At 44.3% G+C, this 21,644-nt stretch carries 19 protein-coding genes, 1 riboswitch and 1 other annotated feature; of the genes, 3 read left to right on the top strand and 16 right to left on the bottom strand.

Annotated elements, in window-relative coordinates; genetic code table 11:
- The first annotated feature begins 296 nt into the window (after window positions 1–296).
- Window positions 297–569: a binding site (T-box leader), on the top strand.
- A 391-nt stretch (window positions 570–960) separates the two neighbouring features.
- Window positions 961–2,667 carry a biosynthetic-type acetolactate synthase large subunit gene (ilvB, locus tag K2F33_RS30860; RefSeq protein WP_244169217.1) on the top strand — a complete coding sequence of 569 codons (1,707 nt, stop codon included), beginning with the start codon at window positions 961–963 and terminating at the stop codon, window positions 2,665–2,667.
- Between the two features lie 303 nt (window positions 2,668–2,970).
- Here the strand turns inward: ilvB and K2F33_RS30865 are convergent, their stop codons facing one another.
- Window positions 2,971–3,648, bottom strand: coding sequence for a DUF1796 family putative cysteine peptidase (locus K2F33_RS30865; protein WP_076169028.1), 678 nt, complete (start codon window positions 3,646–3,648; stop codon window positions 2,971–2,973).
- Window positions 3,649–3,980: 332 nt separating this feature from the next.
- On the opposite strand from K2F33_RS30865, the gene K2F33_RS30870 reads away from it, so the two are divergent.
- Entirely contained in the window at window positions 3,981–5,168 is a 1,188-nt protein-coding gene (locus K2F33_RS30870; RefSeq protein ID WP_263880445.1) for a GDSL-type esterase/lipase family protein, read from the top strand.
- A gap of 166 nt (window positions 5,169–5,334) precedes the next feature.
- Here the strand turns inward: K2F33_RS30870 and K2F33_RS30875 are convergent, their stop codons facing one another.
- The 8 genes from K2F33_RS30875 to K2F33_RS30910 form a co-directional block, all read right to left on the bottom strand.
- Entirely contained in the window at window positions 5,335–5,574 is a 240-nt protein-coding gene (locus K2F33_RS30875; RefSeq protein WP_212970198.1) for a glutaredoxin family protein, read from the bottom strand.
- Between the two features lie 23 nt (window positions 5,575–5,597).
- On the bottom strand, window positions 5,598–5,801 hold the full coding sequence (locus K2F33_RS30880; RefSeq protein WP_263880446.1) for a heavy-metal-associated domain-containing protein: 204 nt from the start codon (window positions 5,799–5,801) through the stop codon (window positions 5,598–5,600).
- A gap of 55 nt (window positions 5,802–5,856) precedes the next feature.
- Window positions 5,857–8,292 carry a heavy metal translocating P-type ATPase gene (locus K2F33_RS30885; protein ID WP_263880447.1) on the bottom strand — a complete coding sequence of 812 codons (2,436 nt, stop codon included), beginning with the start codon at window positions 8,290–8,292 and terminating at the stop codon, window positions 5,857–5,859.
- A 242-nt stretch (window positions 8,293–8,534) separates the two neighbouring features.
- Entirely contained in the window at window positions 8,535–8,885 is a 351-nt protein-coding gene (locus K2F33_RS30890) for a metal-sensitive transcriptional regulator (protein WP_263880448.1), read from the bottom strand.
- 210 nt (window positions 8,886–9,095) lie between these two features.
- A complete protein-coding gene (locus K2F33_RS30895; protein ID WP_263880449.1) occupies window positions 9,096–10,541 on the bottom strand; it encodes an MFS transporter in 1,446 nt (481 codons plus the stop codon).
- A gap of 248 nt (window positions 10,542–10,789) precedes the next feature.
- Window positions 10,790–11,869 carry a sensor histidine kinase gene (locus tag K2F33_RS30900; protein ID WP_212970195.1) on the bottom strand — a complete coding sequence of 360 codons (1,080 nt, stop codon included), beginning with the start codon at window positions 11,867–11,869 and terminating at the stop codon, window positions 10,790–10,792.
- Window positions 11,866–12,558, bottom strand: coding sequence for a response regulator transcription factor (locus K2F33_RS30905; RefSeq protein ID WP_263880450.1), 693 nt, complete (start codon window positions 12,556–12,558; stop codon window positions 11,866–11,868). Before K2F33_RS30905 ends, K2F33_RS30900 begins: the two co-directional genes overlap by 4 nt.
- A gap of 169 nt (window positions 12,559–12,727) precedes the next feature.
- Entirely contained in the window at window positions 12,728–12,928 is a 201-nt protein-coding gene (locus K2F33_RS30910) for a copper ion binding protein (RefSeq protein WP_076169045.1), read from the bottom strand.
- Between the two features lie 158 nt (window positions 12,929–13,086).
- On the opposite strand from K2F33_RS30910, the gene K2F33_RS30915 reads away from it, so the two are divergent.
- Complete coding sequence (locus K2F33_RS30915) at window positions 13,087–14,610, top strand: multicopper oxidase family protein (RefSeq protein ID WP_263880451.1); 1,524 nt, start codon at window positions 13,087–13,089, stop codon at window positions 14,608–14,610.
- 70 nt (window positions 14,611–14,680) lie between these two features.
- Here the strand turns inward: K2F33_RS30915 and K2F33_RS30920 are convergent, their stop codons facing one another.
- From K2F33_RS30920 to K2F33_RS30950, 7 genes are all read right to left on the bottom strand, one after another.
- Window positions 14,681–15,151 (bottom strand): C40 family peptidase, encoded by a 471-nt coding sequence (locus K2F33_RS30920; protein WP_076169050.1) that lies wholly within the window; start codon window positions 15,149–15,151, stop codon window positions 14,681–14,683.
- A gap of 4 nt (window positions 15,152–15,155) precedes the next feature.
- A riboswitch (cyclic di-AMP (ydaO/yuaA leader) is annotated at window positions 15,156–15,287 on the bottom strand.
- A 479-nt stretch (window positions 15,288–15,766) separates the two neighbouring features.
- Complete coding sequence (locus tag K2F33_RS30925; protein ID WP_256992739.1) at window positions 15,767–16,333, bottom strand: YdhK family protein; 567 nt, start codon at window positions 16,331–16,333, stop codon at window positions 15,767–15,769.
- Between the two features lie 270 nt (window positions 16,334–16,603).
- Window positions 16,604–17,959, bottom strand: a complete 1,356-nt coding sequence (locus K2F33_RS30930) for an ISL3 family transposase (RefSeq protein WP_318671674.1) — start codon at window positions 17,957–17,959, stop codon at window positions 16,604–16,606.
- Window positions 17,960–19,141, bottom strand: coding sequence for an MFS transporter (locus K2F33_RS30935; protein WP_076169056.1), 1,182 nt, complete (start codon window positions 19,139–19,141; stop codon window positions 17,960–17,962). It lies immediately after the preceding gene.
- A 74-nt stretch (window positions 19,142–19,215) separates the two neighbouring features.
- The gene (locus K2F33_RS30940; RefSeq protein ID WP_089546265.1) at window positions 19,216–19,506 is read right to left on the bottom strand and encodes an ArsR/SmtB family transcription factor; all 291 of its coding nucleotides are present in this window, start codon (window positions 19,504–19,506) and stop codon (window positions 19,216–19,218) included.
- A gap of 653 nt (window positions 19,507–20,159) precedes the next feature.
- A complete protein-coding gene (locus K2F33_RS30945; RefSeq protein ID WP_318671677.1) occupies window positions 20,160–20,774 on the bottom strand; it encodes a nucleotidyltransferase domain-containing protein in 615 nt (204 codons plus the stop codon).
- 145 nt (window positions 20,775–20,919) lie between these two features.
- Window positions 20,920–21,603 carry a PadR family transcriptional regulator gene (locus K2F33_RS30950; protein ID WP_263880453.1) on the bottom strand — a complete coding sequence of 228 codons (684 nt, stop codon included), beginning with the start codon at window positions 21,601–21,603 and terminating at the stop codon, window positions 20,920–20,922.
- Window positions 21,604–21,644 lie beyond the last annotated feature (41 nt).

Consider the following 21,644-nt stretch of genomic DNA (forward strand, 5'->3'; position numbering starts at 1 on the left):
GCCCCTTTAACCCACTGTCGCCCAAGTCAGTGCCAATAGGTGGGGCATTCTTCGCCACCTCGCTTTTGTGAGTGATTGATCAATTACTAATTTGGTGATTTCACTATATCAAATCGTGATTCGTTGGTCAATAACAATTTTGGAACAAATTTCAGCGCCTCATTTACTCGAACCCACCTACGATATGTAAACCGGGAATGCATGCAGCTTTCCGGTTTTACTAATTTTAAAACCAGTATGATAAGAACCAGTTGAAAAAATCATGGCGTCTGTGATAATATCCTCATAATATCATTTGAAAAGCGATGAAGAGGAAAAAGTACCAAGGGCTCTTATGTCCAGAGAGCGAAGGGAATGCTGAAACCTTTGCCTTAACCCCTTGTATGATAGTCACCTCGGAGCTGTTGATCGAAAACCGGATCTGATTGTTGATTTGGCGAGTAGTTCCAAACGGATGGGCACACGTTATCGTGCTGAAGTAAGGGATTCCTTACTTCATGAGGCTGGAATCGTGAGATTTCAGGCAAACCAGGGTGGTACCGCGAAAATAACCCCTTTTCGTCCCTATCGTTCGGCAGATCGCTGCCGAGCTTGGGAGGAGAGGGGTTTTTATGTATATAACAAACAAGCGATGAAGAGAAAAAAGTGTCAAGGGCTCTTATGTCCAGAGAGCGAAGGAAATGCTGAAACCTTTGCCTTAACCCCTAGCATGAACGTCATCTCCGAGCTGTTGATCGAAAACCGGATCAAGCGCTTGATTCAGTGAGTAGTCTCAACCGGATGGGCACACGTTACTGTGCCGGAAGTAAGGAAACACTTTACTTCGTGAGGCCCAAAATCGTGAGATTTTAGGCAAACCAGGGTGGTACCGCGAAAATCAACCCCTTTCGCCCCTTTAGTACGGCAGTATGCTGCCGGCTTTTGGGATGAGAGGGGATTTTTTTATTGGAGGGATATCACATGGAAACGAAGAGAGACGAAGCTGAACTCATCACAGGATCCGAATGCCTTTTGCGCTGTTTATTGCTCGAGGGGGTTGAACATGTTTTTGGTTATCCCGGAGGCAACGCGTTGTACATTTATGACGCTATGGTCGACAATCCGGAGTTCAAACACATTCTGGCCCGGCACGAGCAGGGAGCGATACACGCAGCAGACGGTTATGCCCGGTCGACAGGGAAAGTCGGCGTCTGCATCGCCACATCTGGTCCGGGAGCGACAAATTTGATTACCGGGATTGCGACGGCTTATATGGATTCCACACCTCTCGTCATCATTACGGGCAACGTGTCGACTACGGTTATGGGCACGGATGCTTTTCAGGAAGCGGATATCGTCAGCATGACCCTGTCCATAACGAAACACAGTTACTCCGTTCGTCATGTGCAAGACCTGCCGCGCATCGTGCACGAAGCCTTCCATATTGCGAATACGGGCAGGAAAGGCCCTGTACTGATCGACATTCCTAAGGATGTATCCAATCACAAGCTGTACTACCAGCCAGCGGATCCGATTCATCTTCGAGGGTACGATTCCGATCCGAAATTGGATACAGACCCGATCGATACCTTGATTCAAGCGATTACCGAATCCGAAAGACCGGTCATGATCGCCGGAGGAGGAGTGGTTTATTCAGGTGCATCCAATGAGCTGCTGGAGTTCGTGAATAAAACCAACATTCCGGTGGCGACCTCATTGCTTGGTTTGGGAGGTTTTCCAAGTGCGCACGACCTGTGGCTGGGCATGGCGGGCCATCATGGCGCATATGCAGCGAATATGGCCATCCAGCATGCCGATCTGATTATTTCGATGGGTTCGCGGTTTGATGACCGGGTGACCATGAGGGTGGATGGTTTCGCCCCCCATGCCAAACGGATTGCCCATATCGATATTGATCCGGCTGAAATTGGCAAAAACATCAAGGCGGATATTGCGTGCATCGGTGATATCAAAGCTGTACTGGACTATGCGAATACAAAAGCTGCCGCCTCCCCATCCGCTCGTTGGATCCAAGAAATTCAGGAATACAAACGGAATTTTCCTTTTCGGTATAAAGATTCGGATACGGAGCTTAAGCCCCAATTTGTCATTGAAATGATCCATGAAACCACACAAGGCGAGGCGATCATAACCACGGACGTTGGCCAGCACCAGATGTGGGCAGCTCAATTTTACAAGTTTAACCATCCCCGCTCGCTGATCACCTCAGGAGGTCTTGGAACGATGGGGTTCGGGTTACCGGCCGCCATTGGCGCACAGATCGGGAATCCAAATCGTCTTGTGGTTTCCGTTAACGGTGACGGGGGCATGCAAATGTGCGCGCAGGAGATGGCTATTTGTTCCATTCATCGGATTCCTGTCAAAATTGTCGTGATTAACAACCAAGTGTTGGGGATGGTTAAGCAGCAGCAGGAACTCAGTTATGCCAAGCGTTACAGCCAGATCGACCTTGCCGGCAGCCCCGATTTCGTAAAGCTGGCTGAAGCCTACGGCATCAAAGGGTTGAGAGCGAGTAATAAAGCAGAGGCTATCCGTGTTTGGCAAGAGGCTCTAAATACACCTGGTCCCGTACTTGTGGAGTTTGTCGTACCGAAAGAAGAGAATGTATATCCTATGGTCCTTGCAGGAACGGCGTTACATGAAATGATTCTGGGGGATATCGAATGATTTGTACGTTCCAACCCCGTGAGTAGGCTACTGCGTCGGACCGGTAGTCTGCAGCCGGCCGTTGGAAGGCAACACTGCATTTTACCGGATATCCGCCGCGATTTCGCATTTCATGTCCAGTCATCCCTAAATCTCGTCATATTCTATATAGTGAATATGACGAGTACCCATTTCACATATCCAAGCGGCTGATTACAGAAAAAGAACCTTGGTATCAAAGTCCAAAGAGTTTGGATCAAGGAGAATGAATGGACTAAAGTGAAAACATAACATCGTGTGCAACTTTATTCCCCGCTACCAATACTACCAACGCCCCGTTAAAGACAGACCGTTCATGGTACAGTCCCAAGCGGATTCATGATAGAGCTCATCGAGGGGAACCTGCAGCGTAGCGATGCCGTCTTGTCCCCAATCAATCTCTTGAATCGACTGCAACCCGGATACGGTCTGCATGAATAGTATTCTGCAGTTGCCCGGAGTCAACGAGGATACGACAGCATGAAGCTTGACGGCTTCCGCTTCCCCGATTTCTCCCCACCTGATGAACAGAACAGAACGACTGTGATCGAGCACATGTAAAAACCTTTGAATTCGACGAATAAGTCTCTCACTGTATGCGCCGTAGGTGGCCGTCCAATCCTGGTAGGGGATAACGGGGAAATCATGGACGGAAATAACATTATAGCGTGTATCTAGAATAAAATGAGCGTTATGATATGTCCCGTCTCCTTTCGGTACTGCGATTCCGTCTTCTAAATAGTCAGAAGTGCCTTCAATCTTCCGGAGCTGCCCGAGATCCATAAAACCTTCGAACCGATTCTCTAACAACCGGGTCACGTCCGTGACCGATTTCGAGATCATCCAGTCTAACGGCAAGGAGAAACGTCGCAGCTGACGTCGCCACAAAAAGATGGATGGCCCGCACCAGCTTCCCAAGCCGATTATAATGTCATAAGCACCTTTCACATTCTCTATCTTCATACTTGTCACCACTTTCAAGATGCTAGATTTGATATATTCTATGCACTCTAATGACAAGCCGTATAGACGTATGGAAGCGTAGATACATCAAGGCGTGTTTTCATATTTAATGAGAGGAGTTCCTTTAGTAAGCGCCAGATATAGCATCCCTGGATAGAATATATTTATTCACCTATATACATCTATACATCAATTTCGACTAGAACCACTTAATAGAAATGTTCCATCCACTTGCTCACTTACGGGCTAGTTACGTTGCATGTATGGAATTAAAATGATATAAAAATAGATAAGGGGGGTATACTATATTAAAAGAAAGGTGAGTATTTAGTATGTCTCAATGGAAAAGATCATGGTATGCGAGTCAAACCCAATTTGATGATCGGTTTTTTGGTCATGCTTTCTCCCATGCTTCATTCGAGAACCAGACTGTACGCATGGTGATACATCCTCATGATTACGGATCGATATGGCGTATTAAATTTTCTAATCGTTACGGAGTTTACCCCTTAACACTTGACAGTGTCACGCTAGCAAGCCACCGCAAGAATGTAAATTTTGATGATCAAGATGTTGGCAATGTTACATTTAAAGGGTCATCCAAGGTTGTCATACCGGTTGGGAAAGAATTGTATAGTGATCCTATCTCGTATCATGCTGATCCAAGCGCTGACTTAACCATTAGTCTCTATTTGCCCGTTTATACAAAGGTTTCAACTTGGCACTTTTCCCCTGCTCGTTCCACGTACATGGCGCAAGGAAACCAAACTAAGGTGAACGATGCCGATATATTTGATACTACGACACATTCGTATTATTGGTTAACCGCATTAGATGTAGAAATGATGTCTTCAGGGGTTGATCCTGGGGTTTTTGTTGTGATGGGAGACTCCATTACAGAAGGCTATGCTTCCAGTCTAAATGCTAACCAACGCTGGCCAGACTTATTGCTGAATCGAATCCGTCAAGTGAGTGATCAGCCGTTGCCCTCGATTCTAAACGCGGGACTAACCGGCAACATGATTTTAAGAGATGCAAGAGATGTTGAAGAAGGGGCAGCTCTTGGTTTAGCAAATGCCGGTGAACGAATGCTTGATCGTTTAGAGCGGGAAGGTTTTACCCAGCCAGGTCTAAAGGGAATCATATTTAATTGCGGCATCAATGATATTTTCGGTGATGCTACCTCGGAACAACTGATAAGAGGGTTGAATGAAATGATCGACCGAACAAAGAAACAACATCTCAAGGTAGCAATATGTACCGTGACCCCCTTTGGGAAATCACATTTTTTTACTGATGAGCGGGAAAAAGTACGTCAAGAAGTGAATCAATGGATCCGTTCTAACGCTCCAACTGATCTAATCATCGACTTGGATCGGACATTGGCGGATCCACGAGAGCCGACTGAGATGCTCCATATTTACGATTCAGGCGACAAAACCCACCCCAATGACGATGGGAATAAGGCTATAGCGGAAGCAGTACCATTATCATTTTTTTACGAGTCAAGCCAAAATTAGCAACCCATTTGGTCTAATATCCGTTGTACATTTTAGCAGATGCTCATCCCCCTCTTGGCTGACTCGAACTTGTTTCAGAAATACCAACCTCCAGCAAGTTGCAACGTCAAAGGGCTCTAACTTGAAATTCTGCAAGTTAGAGCCCTTTGAACCATCCAATTCCTATTCATGCCAGTAATGCACTTATTTCTTTGAAATTTTCTGCAAACCCAATGAACACTTTATCGTCAATAAGGATGGTCGGAACAATTTGTTTACCCGTAAGATTTTTAACTTCTACTGCATATTCAGGGTTTTCTTCGCAGTTATATTCTATATAAGGAACGTTGTGCTCTTTAAAGTATCGCTTCGCATGATTGCAATCACTGCAGGTGGGGATCGTGTAGATTTTTACGTTGGCGGACATACTCTCACTTCCTTTTCCTGATATTAATTAGCGACCTCATACCCTTTACTCCGGATAACATCCTTAATATCTCCCAGGGTAAATTTTGATTCGTCGTACTTGACCTCAACGATACCTTGATCAAAATGAACCTTTCCCTCCACACCGATGGAATTCAATGTTCCTTCAATTTTACTAATGCATGAACGGCAGCTCATTCCATGTACTTTGACGTTTGCATCTTGCATCCTATTCACCTCCTTTCGCTTGCTGTTGGCTATTTTATCGTTTCTGCTGCAATGGTTAGCTGCGTACTTTTACACGCTGCAGCCGAAGTGCGTTCAGTACAACGGATACGGAGCTCAGAGCCATCGCTGCTCCTGCTACCCAAGGTGCCAGCAGACCGATGGCTGCGATCGGAATGCCTAGAGTGTTATAACCAAGCGCCCAGAATAAATTTTGGCGAATATTACTCATCGTTTTACGGCTCATATAGATGGCGTCCGGGATACTCGTCAGATCGCCACGCATCAAGGTCACATCGGCCGCCTCCATGGCAACATCCGTTCCTGTCCCAATAGCCATTCCTATATCGGCTGTGGCTAATGCCGGAGCATCGTTAATGCCATCACCCACCATGGCTACGGTTTTTCCTTGGGCCTGCAGGGCTTTAACTTCTTCTGCTTTCCCTTCGGGCAACACTTCTGCACGTACATGATCAATGCCAACCTGGGCAGCGATCGCTTTGGCTGTACGCTCATTATCACCCGTGATCATGATCACCTGAATGCCCATTCCTTTTAAGCGCTGGACAGCTTCTTTAGAAGTCTCTTTAATGGTATCCGCCACCGCAACCATGCCGGCATATTGCTTATCGATCGCTACGAGCATAGCTGTTTTTCCCGTTTCTTCGAGTCTGGACATCGTTTCGTAGGCATGCATAGCGTCTACATCGTACTTTTCCATCAATCTTCTAGTACCGATCAGCAGTTCTTTTCCTTCGACGACAGCCTGGATTCCGTAGCCTGGAATAGCTTCAAAAGCTTCTGTTCCAGGAAGGGAAATATTGCGCTCCTGAATGCCGGTCACAATCGCTTCGGCCAAAGGGTGCTCCGAATTTTTCTCCGCAGCGCCGACGAATCTAAGGAAGTCTACTTCGTCCATCTCTGTAAGCACATCCGTAAGTTCAGGTTTACCTTTCGTTACCGTTCCTGTTTTATCCAGGATTATGGCGTCAATCTTATGAGTCTGTTCAAGGTGTTCTCCGCCTTTGAACAAGATCCCGAGCTCTGCAGCACGACCCGACCCGGCCATAATCGATGTTGGAGTTGCCAACCCCAGCGCACATGGGCAGGCAATAACCAGGATGGCGATTGCTTTTTCCAAAGCCTCTGCAAACTCGCCAGGTGTGACCAAGAAATACCAGACCAGGAAAGCGACCACCGCAATACCTACCACAATGGGAACAAAGATACCGGAGATCACGTCTGCCACCCGCTGAATCGGGGCTTTGGAACCTTGGGCTTCTTCAACCACTTTAATAATCTGTGCCAGCGCAGTTTCCTTGCCGACTTTGGTTGCTTTAATACGGAGCATGCCATTTTTGTTGATGGTCGCTCCTATGACGGCATCACCGGCATTCTTTTCAACGGGTAAGCTTTCGCCGGTTAGCATGGATTCATCCACGGAGGATGTTCCTTCGAGCACCACACCATCAACCGGAACTTTGTCTCCGGGCCGTACAAGAACCATATCCCCGACAATCACTTCATCGACCGGAATCGTCATTTCCTGACCATCGCGTACAACCAATGCCGTCTTCGCCTGGAGTCCCATCAGGGACTTGATGGCTTCGGAAGTCCGGCCCTTGGCCAGCGATTCGAACAGCTTACCCATGATGACTAAAGTGATCAGGATCGCACTTGTTTCATAGTACAATGATGGACCGTGGTGGGCGTTCGCTCCGGCAGTGAACCAGTCAATCGTCAGGTACAGACTGTAGAAATAAGCAGCTGAAGTCCCTAGCGATACCAACACGTCCATATTGGCGCTTCCGTTTCGGAGTGCCTTATAGGCCCCCACATAGAACTGTTTTCCGACATAAAATTGGACCGGTGTTGCTAAAATGAGCTGAAACCACGGGTTCATCAAAATTTCTGGCATGTAGATCCACGAGGTGAACGAAAAGTGTGCCACCATACTCCACAGCAGCGGAAGGGACAAGATTGCCGATAAAAGCAGCAATCGTTTCTGATGCTTAATTTCTTGTTTCCGGTGGTCGACCGTTTTCTTGTTCTCTTGCTTCGTTACCGCTTTATAACCGAGCTGCTTGACTTTATTCTGCATATCAGAAACGGAAATATCAGCTGGCGAATACTCAACTCGTGCCGTTTCCATCGCAAAGTTGACGGATGCGTTAGTAACCCCGGGAAGTTTGCTCAAGCCTTTTTCAATACGGTTAGCACACGCAGCACAGGTCATTCCTTCGAGGTTAAAATCAACGACTTCTTTCGCCGTATCATACCCAAGTTTTTTGATCGTTTCCTCCAACTTATCGACGCCTACCTTACCTGGATCATACGTTACACTTGCTTTTTCCAAGGCAAAGTTCACGTTGGCTGAAGAAACACCTTCCAGTTTATTCAGTCCTTTTTCAATACGGTTGGCGCATGCAGCACAAGTCATTCCTGTAATTTGCAGCGTTGTCTGTTTGCTCTCTTTTCCGGCTACGGCTTCCATGTTCATCACTCCTAAAGGATAATGGCAAATGCATTCTCACAGTTTAAAACCTGCATGATATTACTTTTTTCATGGGTTGTTATATTAAGGTGTTTATTTTGCTTTCCAACAACTTCCTTGTGATTAGTATACCCCCCTACCCTATAATTAGTCAACACTTTTCTGTATTTTTTTGTGTACCCCAGTACCCTATATGATGATTCAAAATAAAAAGCAGCGTGATCGCTGCCTTTTAAAGGTCTTTATTTCATTAACTTATTCATGGTTTTCAATAGCTCATCTAAAACCTCAGTGTCACTTTTTTGGATCCGATCGATAACACAGCTCTTCATGTGATGCTCAAGTAAAAGCTTACCTACCCCATTTAAGGCCGATTGCACCGAAGCAATCTGGTTTAAAACATCATCGCAGTAAGTGTCTTTTTCGATCAATCCTTTGATCCCCCGGATCTGCCCCTCTATTCGGTTCAACCTGGATATCATATTGTTTTTTTCTTTTTCGGAATGATGGCTCTTCCGACCCGGTTCCTCACTTGAGCAGCACCCTGCATTTTCTGCTAAAGTACTTTCTACCGTTTCCAGTTCAACACTCATTGTCCCTGCCTCCATTCCTGTATAAAGATCCTTACTAACGTATTGGTTTACTTCATATATGACGGCATGATTAATCTCTTGTACTCAATATATACCCCCCACCCCTATAAAGTCAAGTTGGTAACACCCATTAATGTCTCTGCCGCCAAATCACCTAAAATTAGCCGGAGTCAAAAAACTTCAGCCACAAGGTGACTGAAGTTAAAAAGATTACATCGGTTTAGAGATGTCGGAGCCAACCTTTTTTGGTGAACGAATGAAGATCAATGCCAATAATGCGCCAATAAATGCAACGATACCCGACCACAAGAATGCAGCTTGAAATCCACTGTTCAGAGCTGCCGTTGGATCACCACCTGCTTGTGCCGAAGTCGTTGTTGCAGCAATGGCAACCATAATCGCCAAGCTGATCGCTGAACCAATCTGGTAGCTGGTATTGGCAAGCCCTGATGCAAGCCCTGCTTCCTCAGGTTTAGCTCCGTTCATGGCAGACATCATGGAAGGAATATAAGCCAGAGACATCCCGAGCGCACCTAAAAGTGAAGCCGGCAGCACATTCGCTAAGAAGGTTCCGTCTACAGGCGTGTTCGTGGAGAACAGGATCATCGAACCTCCTAAGGCAGTCAAACCTATTACGATATTCGCTTTTACGCCGATCTTGGCGATGAGCTTGCCCGTTATCGCAATCATGAAAATGGCGATGACAATGGTCATCGGCAGCAGCGCAACACCGCCGGTAAAAGCTGAAAATTTCAAAACCTGCTGCATGTATAGATTGAGGAAGTACCAAAGCGGGATCCATCCCCCTGATAACATTAACAGTGCGATATTACCTGCTGCTAGATTCGGTGCCTTAAAAATTCGAAGAGGTACAAGGGGTTCCTTTTTGACCGCCTGAACAATGAGGAAGAGGATAAATAGAGCTAAACCTAAGATCAGTGTCCATATCGTTGTAGGTGCTCCCCATCCGTTATGTTCTGCGGTGACAATCCCATACACTATTAAAACTAATGCAGCCGTAACAAATACGGATCCTACGATATCAATGCCGCCTTTTCTGCGTGTTCCTTTTGCTAAAAGCCCGGGAGACAATAGTAGGGCAAGAATTCCGACAGGGACGTTGATCAGAAATGTCCATTCCCAGCTTAACCATTCGGTAATGACACCGCCAAGAAACACCCCCGCGGAACCTCCTGCAGCAGCGGATGCCCCCCAGAATCCCAACGCCTTCCCTAATTCCTTGGGATTTCCGCTAAATAACATCATAACGATCGTTAACGCGGACGGTGCAATGAGTGCAGACCCAAAGCCTTGGAGCGCTCGGCCGATGTTGAGTACGGTGTCGTTCCATGCTAGCCCTGCAAGTAACGAAGCTGCAGTTAGAATAAGAAAACCCCACATGAACATGCGTTTTTGTCCAAACAGATCAGACAACCGGCCCCCCAGCAATAGAAAGCCGCCAAAGAAAATAACGTATGCATTAAACACCCACTGTAAGCTTTCCTGGGAATACCCCAGCGCTTCTTTAATGGCGGGCAAAGCTACCCCGATAATTGATGTATCCATAATCACCATAAAATTCGCAAGGCATAACAATGCGAGTGCCATCCAGCGCCTCGGATCAGCCTGGGAAAGACCTTGAGACTGAGTTGTCATTTCTATCATCCTCCTTTAGAGAAATAAAACCGGTCCTTCATCCCTTTCACGCTCGTGACGGCCGTCAGATGAACGAGGTGAAATACCATAAATTACCGGGTTTGATGTGAATATAGTATAGCCCCCTACCCTATATTGTCAAGCGATTTATTTTTTTGAAATAAACAGCGAATGTTGATTATTAGTTGGCTCCTATCAAAATAAAAAACGCCCCCGTAGGAGCGTCAGGATTGCAGCCATTATAATCCTCACCTTTGTATCGGTAATTGTACGTAAAATTGTGCACCATGATCACTTTCAGCCCATATTTGCCCACCGTGGCGCTCTACCAACGTTTTGGTAATGGCTAATCCAAGCCCACCGCCACCCATTTTACGGCTGCGTGATTTATCTACCCGATAAAAACGCTCAAAGATATGTGGAAGATCCGCTGATGGAATTCCTATGCCATTATCTGAGACGGTAATTTGGACCACACCTAACCGGACGGTACCCTTGACTTCAACGGTACCGCCTTCAGGTGTATATTTCAATGCATTAGATAACAGGTTTGTCCAGATTTGAATAAGCCGGCTTTCATCGGCAATTACGCAAACATTGGGTATATCTTTTTTCTCCAGGTTAACTCCCTTTTGTTGAAATGAAGGACGCATGAGGTCCATGACTTGATCCATAGACTTCTTTAAGGAGACTTGCTCAAGCATGAATTGAAAATCGATGGAATTAACGATTTGAAGCTCTTCCAAATCATGAACCAGCTGAATCAAACGGTGAATTTCTTCACGGCTGGACTGGATCCGTTCCGGAGTAGGCTCCCATATTCCGTCTTGAATAGCCGCGAGGTAACTATTCAAAGTGGTTAAAGGTGTCCGCAACTCATGTGCAATATTTTCCGTCATAGCGATTCTTAATTTTTCTTGCTGCTCCAGCTGTTCAGCTAAGTGATTGATGGAAGCGGCCAGCTCCTCCAGTTCATCTTTGGGCAAATTCTTCAACGGGAGACGGACATCCCGTTTTCCTCGGGCCATGATTAATGTAAGATTTTTCATGCTGATTAATGGCGACGAAATCCGTTTGGCGATATACACACTTAACACAAATGAGACGATTAAAGCTCCCCCAATCGTTAAGCCAATGGATTGTATAATCGCTTGCTCCAAGTGAGAATTCAGTGAATCAGCTGAATGCTGCGCTTCGGACATTTCGCGTCCATACATTTGAAAATGGTAGTGGGTTGCATTGATCATAGCAATCGAAGCGATCACCAAAATAAAGCCGGTATATAAAATCAGAACCGTGCTTAAGCGAAAGGATAATGTACGTTTCATAAACTCCCCCCATTAAAGCGGTATCCTGCACCAAAAACAGTCCGGATGAATAAGGGGTTCTTGGGATCCTCCTCTATTTTTTGACGCAAATTTTTGACATGCTGATCAATAATGCGCGATTCTCCATCAAATTCAAAGCCCATAACGAGTTCAATCAATTCTTCCCGGGAAAACGTACGCTCCGAGTTTCTCGCCATAACTAGAAGCAATTTATATTCGGATGGGGTTAAACTGATGGGTTTATGTTGAACGAAAACCTGTTTGGCATGGCTATCAATCATCAGACGTCCTTCGCCATATTCTAATCGATCGGCCAGAAGTTCTTGCTGATTGGTTCGCCGCAGTACAGTGCGAATTCTGGCTATGAGTTCTTGAGGATCGAAAGGCTTCACCATATAATCGTCTGCCCCAACAGACAACCCATGAATACGATGTGAAACGGACGATTTAGCTGTCAGCATAATAATTGGTGTGGGATAAGCTGTTCGAATCTTCTGGCATAATTCCTCTCCGTTCATATCGGGAAGCATAAGATCCAATAAAACCAAATCAAAAGGTTGATTGGCTAATTCACTCCATGCACTCTCCCCTCCAGACGCTTCGTGCGCTTCAAACCCTTCCTTTTTTAAATAAGCGACGATGACTTCCCTGATTTTCTCCTCGTCTTCAACAACTAAAATTCTACGCATGAATTCCCTCCAAACGTATAGGCGGATTTTTTTTCCTACACCTCAACTTCCGTTCTCTGCAAGACTATATAATCAAACAGGTCATTTCTCACAACGAAATGACCTGTTATGCTTCTTCCCGATTTTCTTCATTTTGACGACATCAATGTCTTATATTAAGGGTTCACTCTTAAACAACATCATAACCTTGGTCTTCGATGGTCTCTTTAATTTTGCTTTCCGTAAGTTTGGTCTCATCGAATTGAACTTCAACAGAAGCATTAGACAAGTTAACCTTCCCCCCAGCCCCTATTTGCTTAAGAGCTCCTTCAATGGAATTCACGCAGTGTTGACAGCTCATTCCGTTTACGTTTAAAGTAATGGTTTTCAATTTCGACTCCTCCTCTCGATTTGTTATTAGTATACCCCCCTATAGTATAATATTCAAGCCTAAAGTTATAATACCCCAGCCATCTTCATCATTTCTATACATGTTTATTTTATGATGAATGAGGCTTACATCAAAAGAATTAGAAAGGGGTTCTTCAAATGAAAGCAGCGATATTAAGAACAATAATCCTCGCTAGCTCAGTGGCCGTTTTTGCGGCTGGCTGCTCGAAAGTAAGCAATATGAACGGCATGGATCATTCAAAAATGAGTATGGGTTCAAACCCCACTTCCAACTCCAGTGAATCCGCTACATCCGCAAAACTGACAACAGCAACACCTGTTGTGGATGGTAAAGAGTTCACCATAACCGCACAGGAAAGTAATCTCGAAGTGGAGAAGGGAAAAACCATTCCCGTATGGACATTTAATAACTCGGTTCCCGGTCCACAAATCCGGGTTAAGGTTGGAGATACAGTCAAAGTAAACTTGAAAAATCAACTCAAGCAGCCTGTCTCCATCCATTGGCACGGCTATCCGGTTCCAAACAACATGGACGGAATTCCAGGAGTCACACAAGATGCTGTTGAACCCGGAAAAACCTTCACCTATGAATTTAAAGCTACCGTACCGGGTACTTATTGGTACCATTCACATCAAGACAGTGTGAATCAAGTGGACAAAGGCTTGTATGGTTCTCTTGTAGTCGAAGACCCCCAAGATACCGCTGACCGCGATTACACCCTTGTGCTCGATGAATGGATGAGTTCTGGGGATATGGACATGGATAACGATGGGATGAATATGTCAGGACATGATATGAGTATGTATGACCTTTATACGATCAACGGAAAAACAGGTGATGCGATCGATAAGCTTACCGTTAAAGAGGGTGAAAAAGTAAAACTTCGGTTGATTAACGCCGGCTACATTACGCACCGGATGCATTTACACGGTCATTCCTTTAAGGTTGTTGCATCCGACGGGCAGCCCGTGAATGACCCGGCTGTGATCAAGGATCAATTCGTCTCGATTGCTCCCGGAGAACGGTATGACATTGAATTTACCGCAGATTATCCAGGAAATTGGTTGCTGGAAGAACACGCAAAGGATAATCGAGCACAAAACATGAGAGCCGTTATTCAATACGAAGGTTCTAATGCGAAGCCCGACCCTTCCGATGCCTTCGAAGAACTTCCCGATTTTGATTTGGAGAAGTACGGAACCATGTCTGCATCCGCATTTTCTTTGGATCAAAGCTTTGATGAAGACGTGACGATGAATCTGAATACCGAGATGAGAAATGGAGATATGGTTTACACGATCAATGGAAAGGTTTTTCCGGACACGGATACAATCAAAGTAAAAAAAGGAGATAAGGTAAAGGTGACCTTTGTAAATCAATCCAGAATGGACGATCACCCGATGCACCTGCACGGCCATTTCTTCCAAGTCTTGAGCAAGAATGGCAAGCCAGTACAAGGATCTCCGATCATGAAAGACACGCTGAACGTCAAACCTGGCGAAACGTATGAAGTTGCTTTTGAAGCTGACAACCCCGGTGAATGGATGTTCCATTGCCACGATTTACACCACGCCTCCGCTGGAATGGTAACTGATGTGATGTATGATGATTATCAAAATAATTATACGCCTGATCCCAATGTGAACAACGTCCCTGAATAAACAACAAAACGCACCGGCTGACTTCAGCCGGTGCTTTCATTTTTGATTTAGGTAGATTATCCCGACTAGATCAAATTTCACTGATCATTTTCAGGTAACTTTGCTGACTCACGACGCGGCGTGCTGTAACATACCGATTTTTATAATATGAATCCGATAATTTGCTAATGGTAACGCCTTTACTGCTTGAAGAATGTGCAAACTCATTATTGCCGATATAAATACCCGCGTGGGATATTCCCGTACCGTCCGTATTAAAGAATACCAGGTCTCCTGCTCTAAGGTTTTCACGATCTACTGGAGTTCCGGCTTGAGCCTGTGTTTTAGATGTGCGGGGTAAATCTAAATTGAATTTATCGAATATGTATAAAATAAAACCGGAACAGTCAAAACCAGCCACTGATGTGCCGCCCCACTGATAAGGAGTGCCTACGACCTTATCCACCTCACTTTCGAGTTTAACGGAGCTGGCAAAGGAACTGGTTGCACTTGCTGAAAAAACAATGGCCGCACCTAACATTGACAGTATTACTTTCTTCACGATGTAGTTCTCCTTCCGATGCCTACGGAGTTAGCTAAGGGTTCGGTAGAAGGTTCCCTCTATTCTTCAATGAGAATATTTCACCCAAAAATGGTTCCCCCGTTTTCAGTATCAAGAAATTCGGCAATAATGATTAAAAAAATGTAACCCTACATAATGTAGTATATAATCAGTTTTTTTGTCAATGGCTAATTAATAGATTCCCGTTAATCGTAACTATTTTACTGATATTTGTTGAATTTTATGGAAGTTTCAGCGAAGCTGAGTAAAGTTTGTCGATTACTATTCCCGAAATCGAGGTACTTATCTTGGTAACGGAACATGTTAAGCAAGAAAAAATAACAATTTTGTAAAGGATTGATTCCGAGCAACAAAAAAACTAAGGCAAATCATCATATAGACGCCAAACAAAAAACCGATCTGGCATTGTCAGATCGGTTAATTTATCCGTCAGTACACAGTCGAACCATGATCTTCATTGAGCTTGTCGATAACACGTCATAACGCTGCCCATATCCAATATTTACAGTATCAGTCATATAACGTACATAAGGAGAAAGGAACTCGCCGTCTTGTGCCACGCAGCATCACTTCACTCACCTGCTAAAAAATACTCTATTTAGAAAGCTCACTTTCGACTACCCATTGATGATTCTTAACGGGGTTTCCTCCTGTAGTTGGCGTATAGTCAACCATATATACCGTTGTTTTTTCAGTAGAGTCAATGGTGCCCTCTGCGCCTTTCATACCTTCCATGTGATCAGCCTCGATGGTCACCTTAGTTCCTGGCTGCAAGGGCTCACTACCCGCATCCTTTATTTCCTCCTGGATAATCCACTTGTGATTGGGGACGGGTTCACCTCCAGTGGTTGGAGTATACGTTACAGCATAAGCCACCGTGTCGTAGGCCCCAACCACCTTAGCCTTGGCACCATCCATCCCTTCCATATGCTTGGCATGGATCACAACCTCATCTCCAACTTTGAAGGTGGGATTTTGAGCTTCTTTCAACCCTTCAGGAACCTCACCCGAACCCGAATGGTTCATGCTGCCCATATCCCCCATATTTGAATGGTCGCTGCCCATGTCCATGTTCGTATTATTGTTTGCGTTATCCTTGTTTCCACACGCACTTAGTACCAGGATTGCTGCAAGGCTAATAAAAATGAATACTTTTTTCACAGTTTGTCACACACCTTTGCATATTTCTATTTGGATTGAATCCTCATCTCCCAAACATTCTACCCAAAACTTATGAAGAACTTGTGAAGGTTTCCCGGACCACTCTCAAAAACTCTGCCCGGGGCAGAGTTTAGAGGACAACCTTATTCATTCAATGTTTGCTTTCGTACAAAAATCTGAATATACCTTAGACAAACAAAAAAGAGAAATCATCTCACCATGGATCCAGTGCAATGACATCTCTTTTTGACTATTAAACGCCGGGTATCGTCAACATTCGTCCTTCTCCAATTTATCGATTAAGGTGGAAAAATCAATTCCAAGGAAGATTATTTCTTCTGGCTCACGAACAACTTCGATAGCTGGCTTATTAAACATCGGGAAGTTTTCCTCCCGTAGATGGTAGTTATCAAACCGCCTCTGGTACTTTGGGTTGCATTGCTTTCTAAGTCCCTCTGTAAAGAGTATCTTGGCTCTTAGGGCCTCAAAAGAGTATCCCCTTCTTAAACGATTAATGACTCGAATAAGTCTAATTAGAGATTCCGTATAAGCATCTGGAATGCGAATGCGATGGTCGAAATAAGCGAATATTTCTTCTTCCCAGTTCTTCATAGCCTTTGTCAGTGGTTCAAAAGCGGTTCGCAGGTCCGTTGGTACTTTAACTTTCCATTCGTTGTATTTAAGAAATGCCGTTTGTCTGTTATCACATTCCCAAATATCCAAATATAATTCCTTTAAGTTATAAGCAGTGACGAGAGACGGATGATTCTTTCTCCAAAGGTCTAGCGTAATCCGATCCTTCTCTGTAAGCTCTATATCCCGTTTTAAGAGGATAAAACGGCCTGGCATCAGCCCGCGGCGTTCTTTTGGCGATAATCCTTCAAGGATCTGCTTACGAATGGTTTCTAACGCTTGGTTTGCCATACGGACAACGTGAAATTTATCTACGATGATAAGAGCTTTTGGCAATACAGCCCTTACGGCGTCCTTATACGGTTGCCACATATCCATAGTGACGTATCGGATTTGTCCTCTATTTGGAAGGCGTAAGAGGTAATCTGCAACGGTTTCCTTATTACGATTTGGCAAAACATCCAACAAGGTACATTCCTCAATGTTGGTTAAAACGCATCTTGGTTTAATGATGTGAATTTCGTCAATCCCAAGCCAATTGGGAGTTTCATATCGATGCGTTTCTCTAAGACGGTTGATGTAATCTCGAAAGATGTTGCGTATTGTTTTTTCATGCAATCCAACATCCTCGGATATGCTAACAAACGTACGTTCAATGCTTTGCGTCTCTATATAAGACAATAATCGTTTGGTGCAGTTTCGCTTTTTGTCTATGGTGTGGTCTAAGTGTTCCCAAAAGGTTCGATTGCAGTCTCTACAGCAATATCTCTGACGCTTTATGAGAAGGCTTACACGCTTGCCGTGAAGAGGCAAGTCCATACAATTCTGTTCCCTGCTATCGTGTTTGTAGAGGTTGGCTATACATCCACAATGAGGGCAAGCCAAAGGTGGAGAGTTCGTCACCATTTGAATTAGAAATTCAAACTCATTCTCACATATACTCAGGATGTTAAATTTCGGAAAATTTAGAATATCCATATGAGTTTCTTGCATTTATGATGCAATCTCCTTCTTTGTTTTCGCTTGGCTGGTCAAAATACCGCTGAGTATGAAAGATAACAAGGAACCGGCAAAGCATATAGCCGCAAACATGCCAACGGCAGAAAAACCGTTAAAAGTCGCGTAAATGAGGCCAGCGATCCAAGACCCGAGCGTTGTCGCAGCATACATGATTGAATTGGCCAAGCTGGAAGTCGTGCCGCGGATGGTTGGATTTAATGAATTCAACATTCCCAATATGAGGGGAAAAGCGATCCCCATGTTAACGAATATGAAAAAGTAAACACTTTCGAAAGCCGCAACCGATGACAAGTGAGGCAAAACAATAAAACATACGATAGAGACAAGAAAGCCCACAACTAGCGTATTGAAACGGTTAAACGTTTTGATCACATAGGCACCGCCGAAGCTTCCGACTATATTCCCGAGACCAAGAAAAAACATCACGTACCCCGCTTGGTCAATTGAAAGATGAAAACGATCTGTCACCCATTTTCCAATGAAAGAAAAGGCGGCAAAGAATCCACACTGAAATAAGAAGTGAGCGAGGAAAGCCCTTCTCGCCATTCGGCTGTTCAATAAGGGGATGTATCTACTGAAAATCGGAGTCTTGGTTTTTGGGCCATGATTTGGTTTCATTTCGGGCAAAGCATAGAAGATGAATACCGCCACTAATAGTGCACATGCACCGATTGTAAAAAAAGGATAATACCAATGGGTTGAGGCAAGCAGACTTCCAATAGGGATGCCGAACGCTTGGGAAGCAGCTAAGCCTGCCATGACGATTCCTGATACTTTGGCTATTTTTGGTGTTGGAAACAGAGCAGGAATCGATGCCCAGACTTGAGGCGCCGTAAATGCTGCGCTGACTCCAGCTAAAAAACGGAATACGAACATCGACCAAAAACTTGTGGCAAAGCCGCATAATATGGTTGAAACCGAGAAGCAGACCATGCCAAAAAGCATTACTTTTTTGCGATCCCATCCATCGGAAAGCGGTCCAGCGATTAATGCGAAAATGGCATAACCTAAAGCATAAGCCCCAACCATCCAACCGGAATATTCCGTTGGGATATGAAATAAGTTCTGAAGCGTGGGGATGAGCGGAGAAATCAAAAACGTATCTGTACCGATAACAAACATGATGAGGAAAAATAAAGTAGTTAATTGGATCATTCTATTCACCCTCTATAGTTAGTTCTATTGTTCAATGATCATTGAACTAATAAATAAAAAAAGAGAATTTCTTTCTACAACGTATCCAGAAATCCGGGTAAGTAAGTTTGAAATGTCTCCAAATCGATGCTCATATACTTCGCTTGAGCTTCTTTTCGTACCTTGATCAATTTCGCCTCCTTTAAAGTACGCAAGTGATACGACGTATTTGATTTCGTAGTATCGCGAATGTGTCCGACCTCTCCACAATTCATCTCATTCTTGCTGATGTATAAAGCTCGAATGATGTCCAATCTTGTTTCATCAGCTAACGCCTTAAATATTTTGACTCTGAGCTCATCATTTATCACTTTTTGAGTTGTCATAAAACCATTGTACTAAGATACCGCTGCAAATCAAGTCTTTAGATAAGTACCACCATATTCTCCGATTTTTAATTTCTCAACACTCATGGCCCTTGTGTGTTGTCATAATTAGTGAGAAAAACCAACCAAATAAAGTTGATACATCCCCATCTCTTCAATAATTTCACACCGACTCGTTTTGCTCGTCACTCCCCGAGTAGATTTGGATACCGCTTTTTTTAGTACTCAATTTCCGCCTTCAAGTACTCCATTTCTTTTTCTACGCTGGCGAACTTTGTTTTCGGTCGTCCTTTACGAAAGGCTTCTTGCTATATTCCCATCAGTACCAGTTTGCGGACTGCATTTTCAACTCTTCAGGATAGCTATTATTAGTACGGCCTGTTTTCCCCACAAAAAATCCCCTCCGGTATCCAACGTTTAAGTACATCTTACCAGATGTCTTTTTTTCGTTGTCTACCATGAGGGGATCATACCACATCGGCGGTTCTTACCTTCATCCTGAGTTCCGGAACGGCGTTTACTCCTTCACTCTACTAAAATCACCCATCTTTTTAACCACCTGCGAAATTTTGGAAAAGGTAAAATCCATAATCGGATGATGCAAGGAGTACGGCAACTTTCCGCGGGATTTCAATTGCCCACGTCTGAAGAAACTATTTTAAAGTAGAAATCCAATCGTGTCCTTCCGGAAATTGAAGGTTTAGTGAGGATTTCAGCCATGCTTTTTCTTTAGGTGAAAGACTTGGCAGTACGGTTTGAAAATCCAGATAATCTTTTTCTCTTACTTGAGAAGCCCCTCCTTTATAAAGAAGCTGAATCTCGGGTCTCATGTAAGGTATTTCTTCCTTTGTTTTTAGAAACAACTCATCGACCGGTCTTGTTATCAAGTGATTTCGATTGTATTTCCACGTGGTCCCCTCTGTATTCAATAGCATCAATTGAAAAACAAACGGGGCATCTTTACTTCTGCTAACCCATATATCATTTGTTGTATGCAAGTATTCCTGGTCTTGCCAAAGAGTAAGTTTACCTTCTTCTGCTTTATATAAAACCCAATCTTGATTTAAATATTGATATGCAAGCAGATGCTGCTCCCTTGTAATCGCAATGTCTACATCGCTATGCTTTCTTGTTTGTTTACCAAGATGTAAATCCAGTGCCCAACCGCCGGCAATGCACCAATGAATCGGAATTTTAGAGAAGATATCTTGAATTTCCGGTATGGAGATAGGCATCCAATTATATATGTCCGACCTCAAATAACCCACTCCTTCACTTTCAGTTCAAGTCATGGATTGCCAAGTAAATAGGATACTTTCGCCTTTTCGCGTCATTTGTTTCAACAAAGGGGCCAACCTTTTTAGCTCGCCCCCCATCCTATTAATGATCTGCTACTCCTTAAGCCTTTCAATTTCACTCCCGCTCAAGCCCTTGTCCATCCACGCGATGGTTCTCGATTAACTGCATAACCCACGTTTCATCAAATCGAAGCTTTTCCAACCGATGCCGGAAGAAGATCTGAATATATTTCTGCTCCCCGCCGGGAATCCGTTCGTCTTTGCTAGCGTATTCCAACCGTTCTTCCTCGTGACGGATTTCATAACGCAGGTAATCTTTGTATTGATGCAAAATTAAAAACTGCAATTCTTTGCTGATCAGTTCAAAATTTTTCAGTTTCGTATAAAAATGAAGCTCGTAATCCGGCGAATATGGAATCGGTTCTTCCATCAACCGAAAAAAACGTATTCTGCCTTCGTCCGTAAGTTTATAGGTCTTTATTTTTTTTCCTCTTCCTTGTTTGGCACCCTCCGGTTGCTCATCAGGAACCTGTTCGATCAAACCGTCCGCAAGCATGCCGTGGATCAGCGGATAAATCGCCCCCCAGCTGACTTTTCGCGTAGGACCAACGATCCCGTTCAAAATCTGATGCAGCAAGTAGCCGTGCATCGGGTTATTCATCAATTCGCCTAGTATGAATAATTCGTACAAACGAAAGGCCCCCTTGTAGGTTTTACTGCTTTTATGCAAACAACAGTATAACATACGGATGCCTGTAAAAACAGAAAAGCCGCAGGTCGCGGCTTTTCCAGGCTGCATCCATTTGCGGCCGGTTCCGGTATTTCGCTTTGTTATCCTGC

Source organism: Paenibacillus sp. PSB04, assembly GCF_025809195.1.
GTDB classification, from domain to species: domain Bacteria; phylum Bacillota; class Bacilli; order Paenibacillales; family Paenibacillaceae; genus Paenibacillus_AQ; species Paenibacillus_AQ favisporus.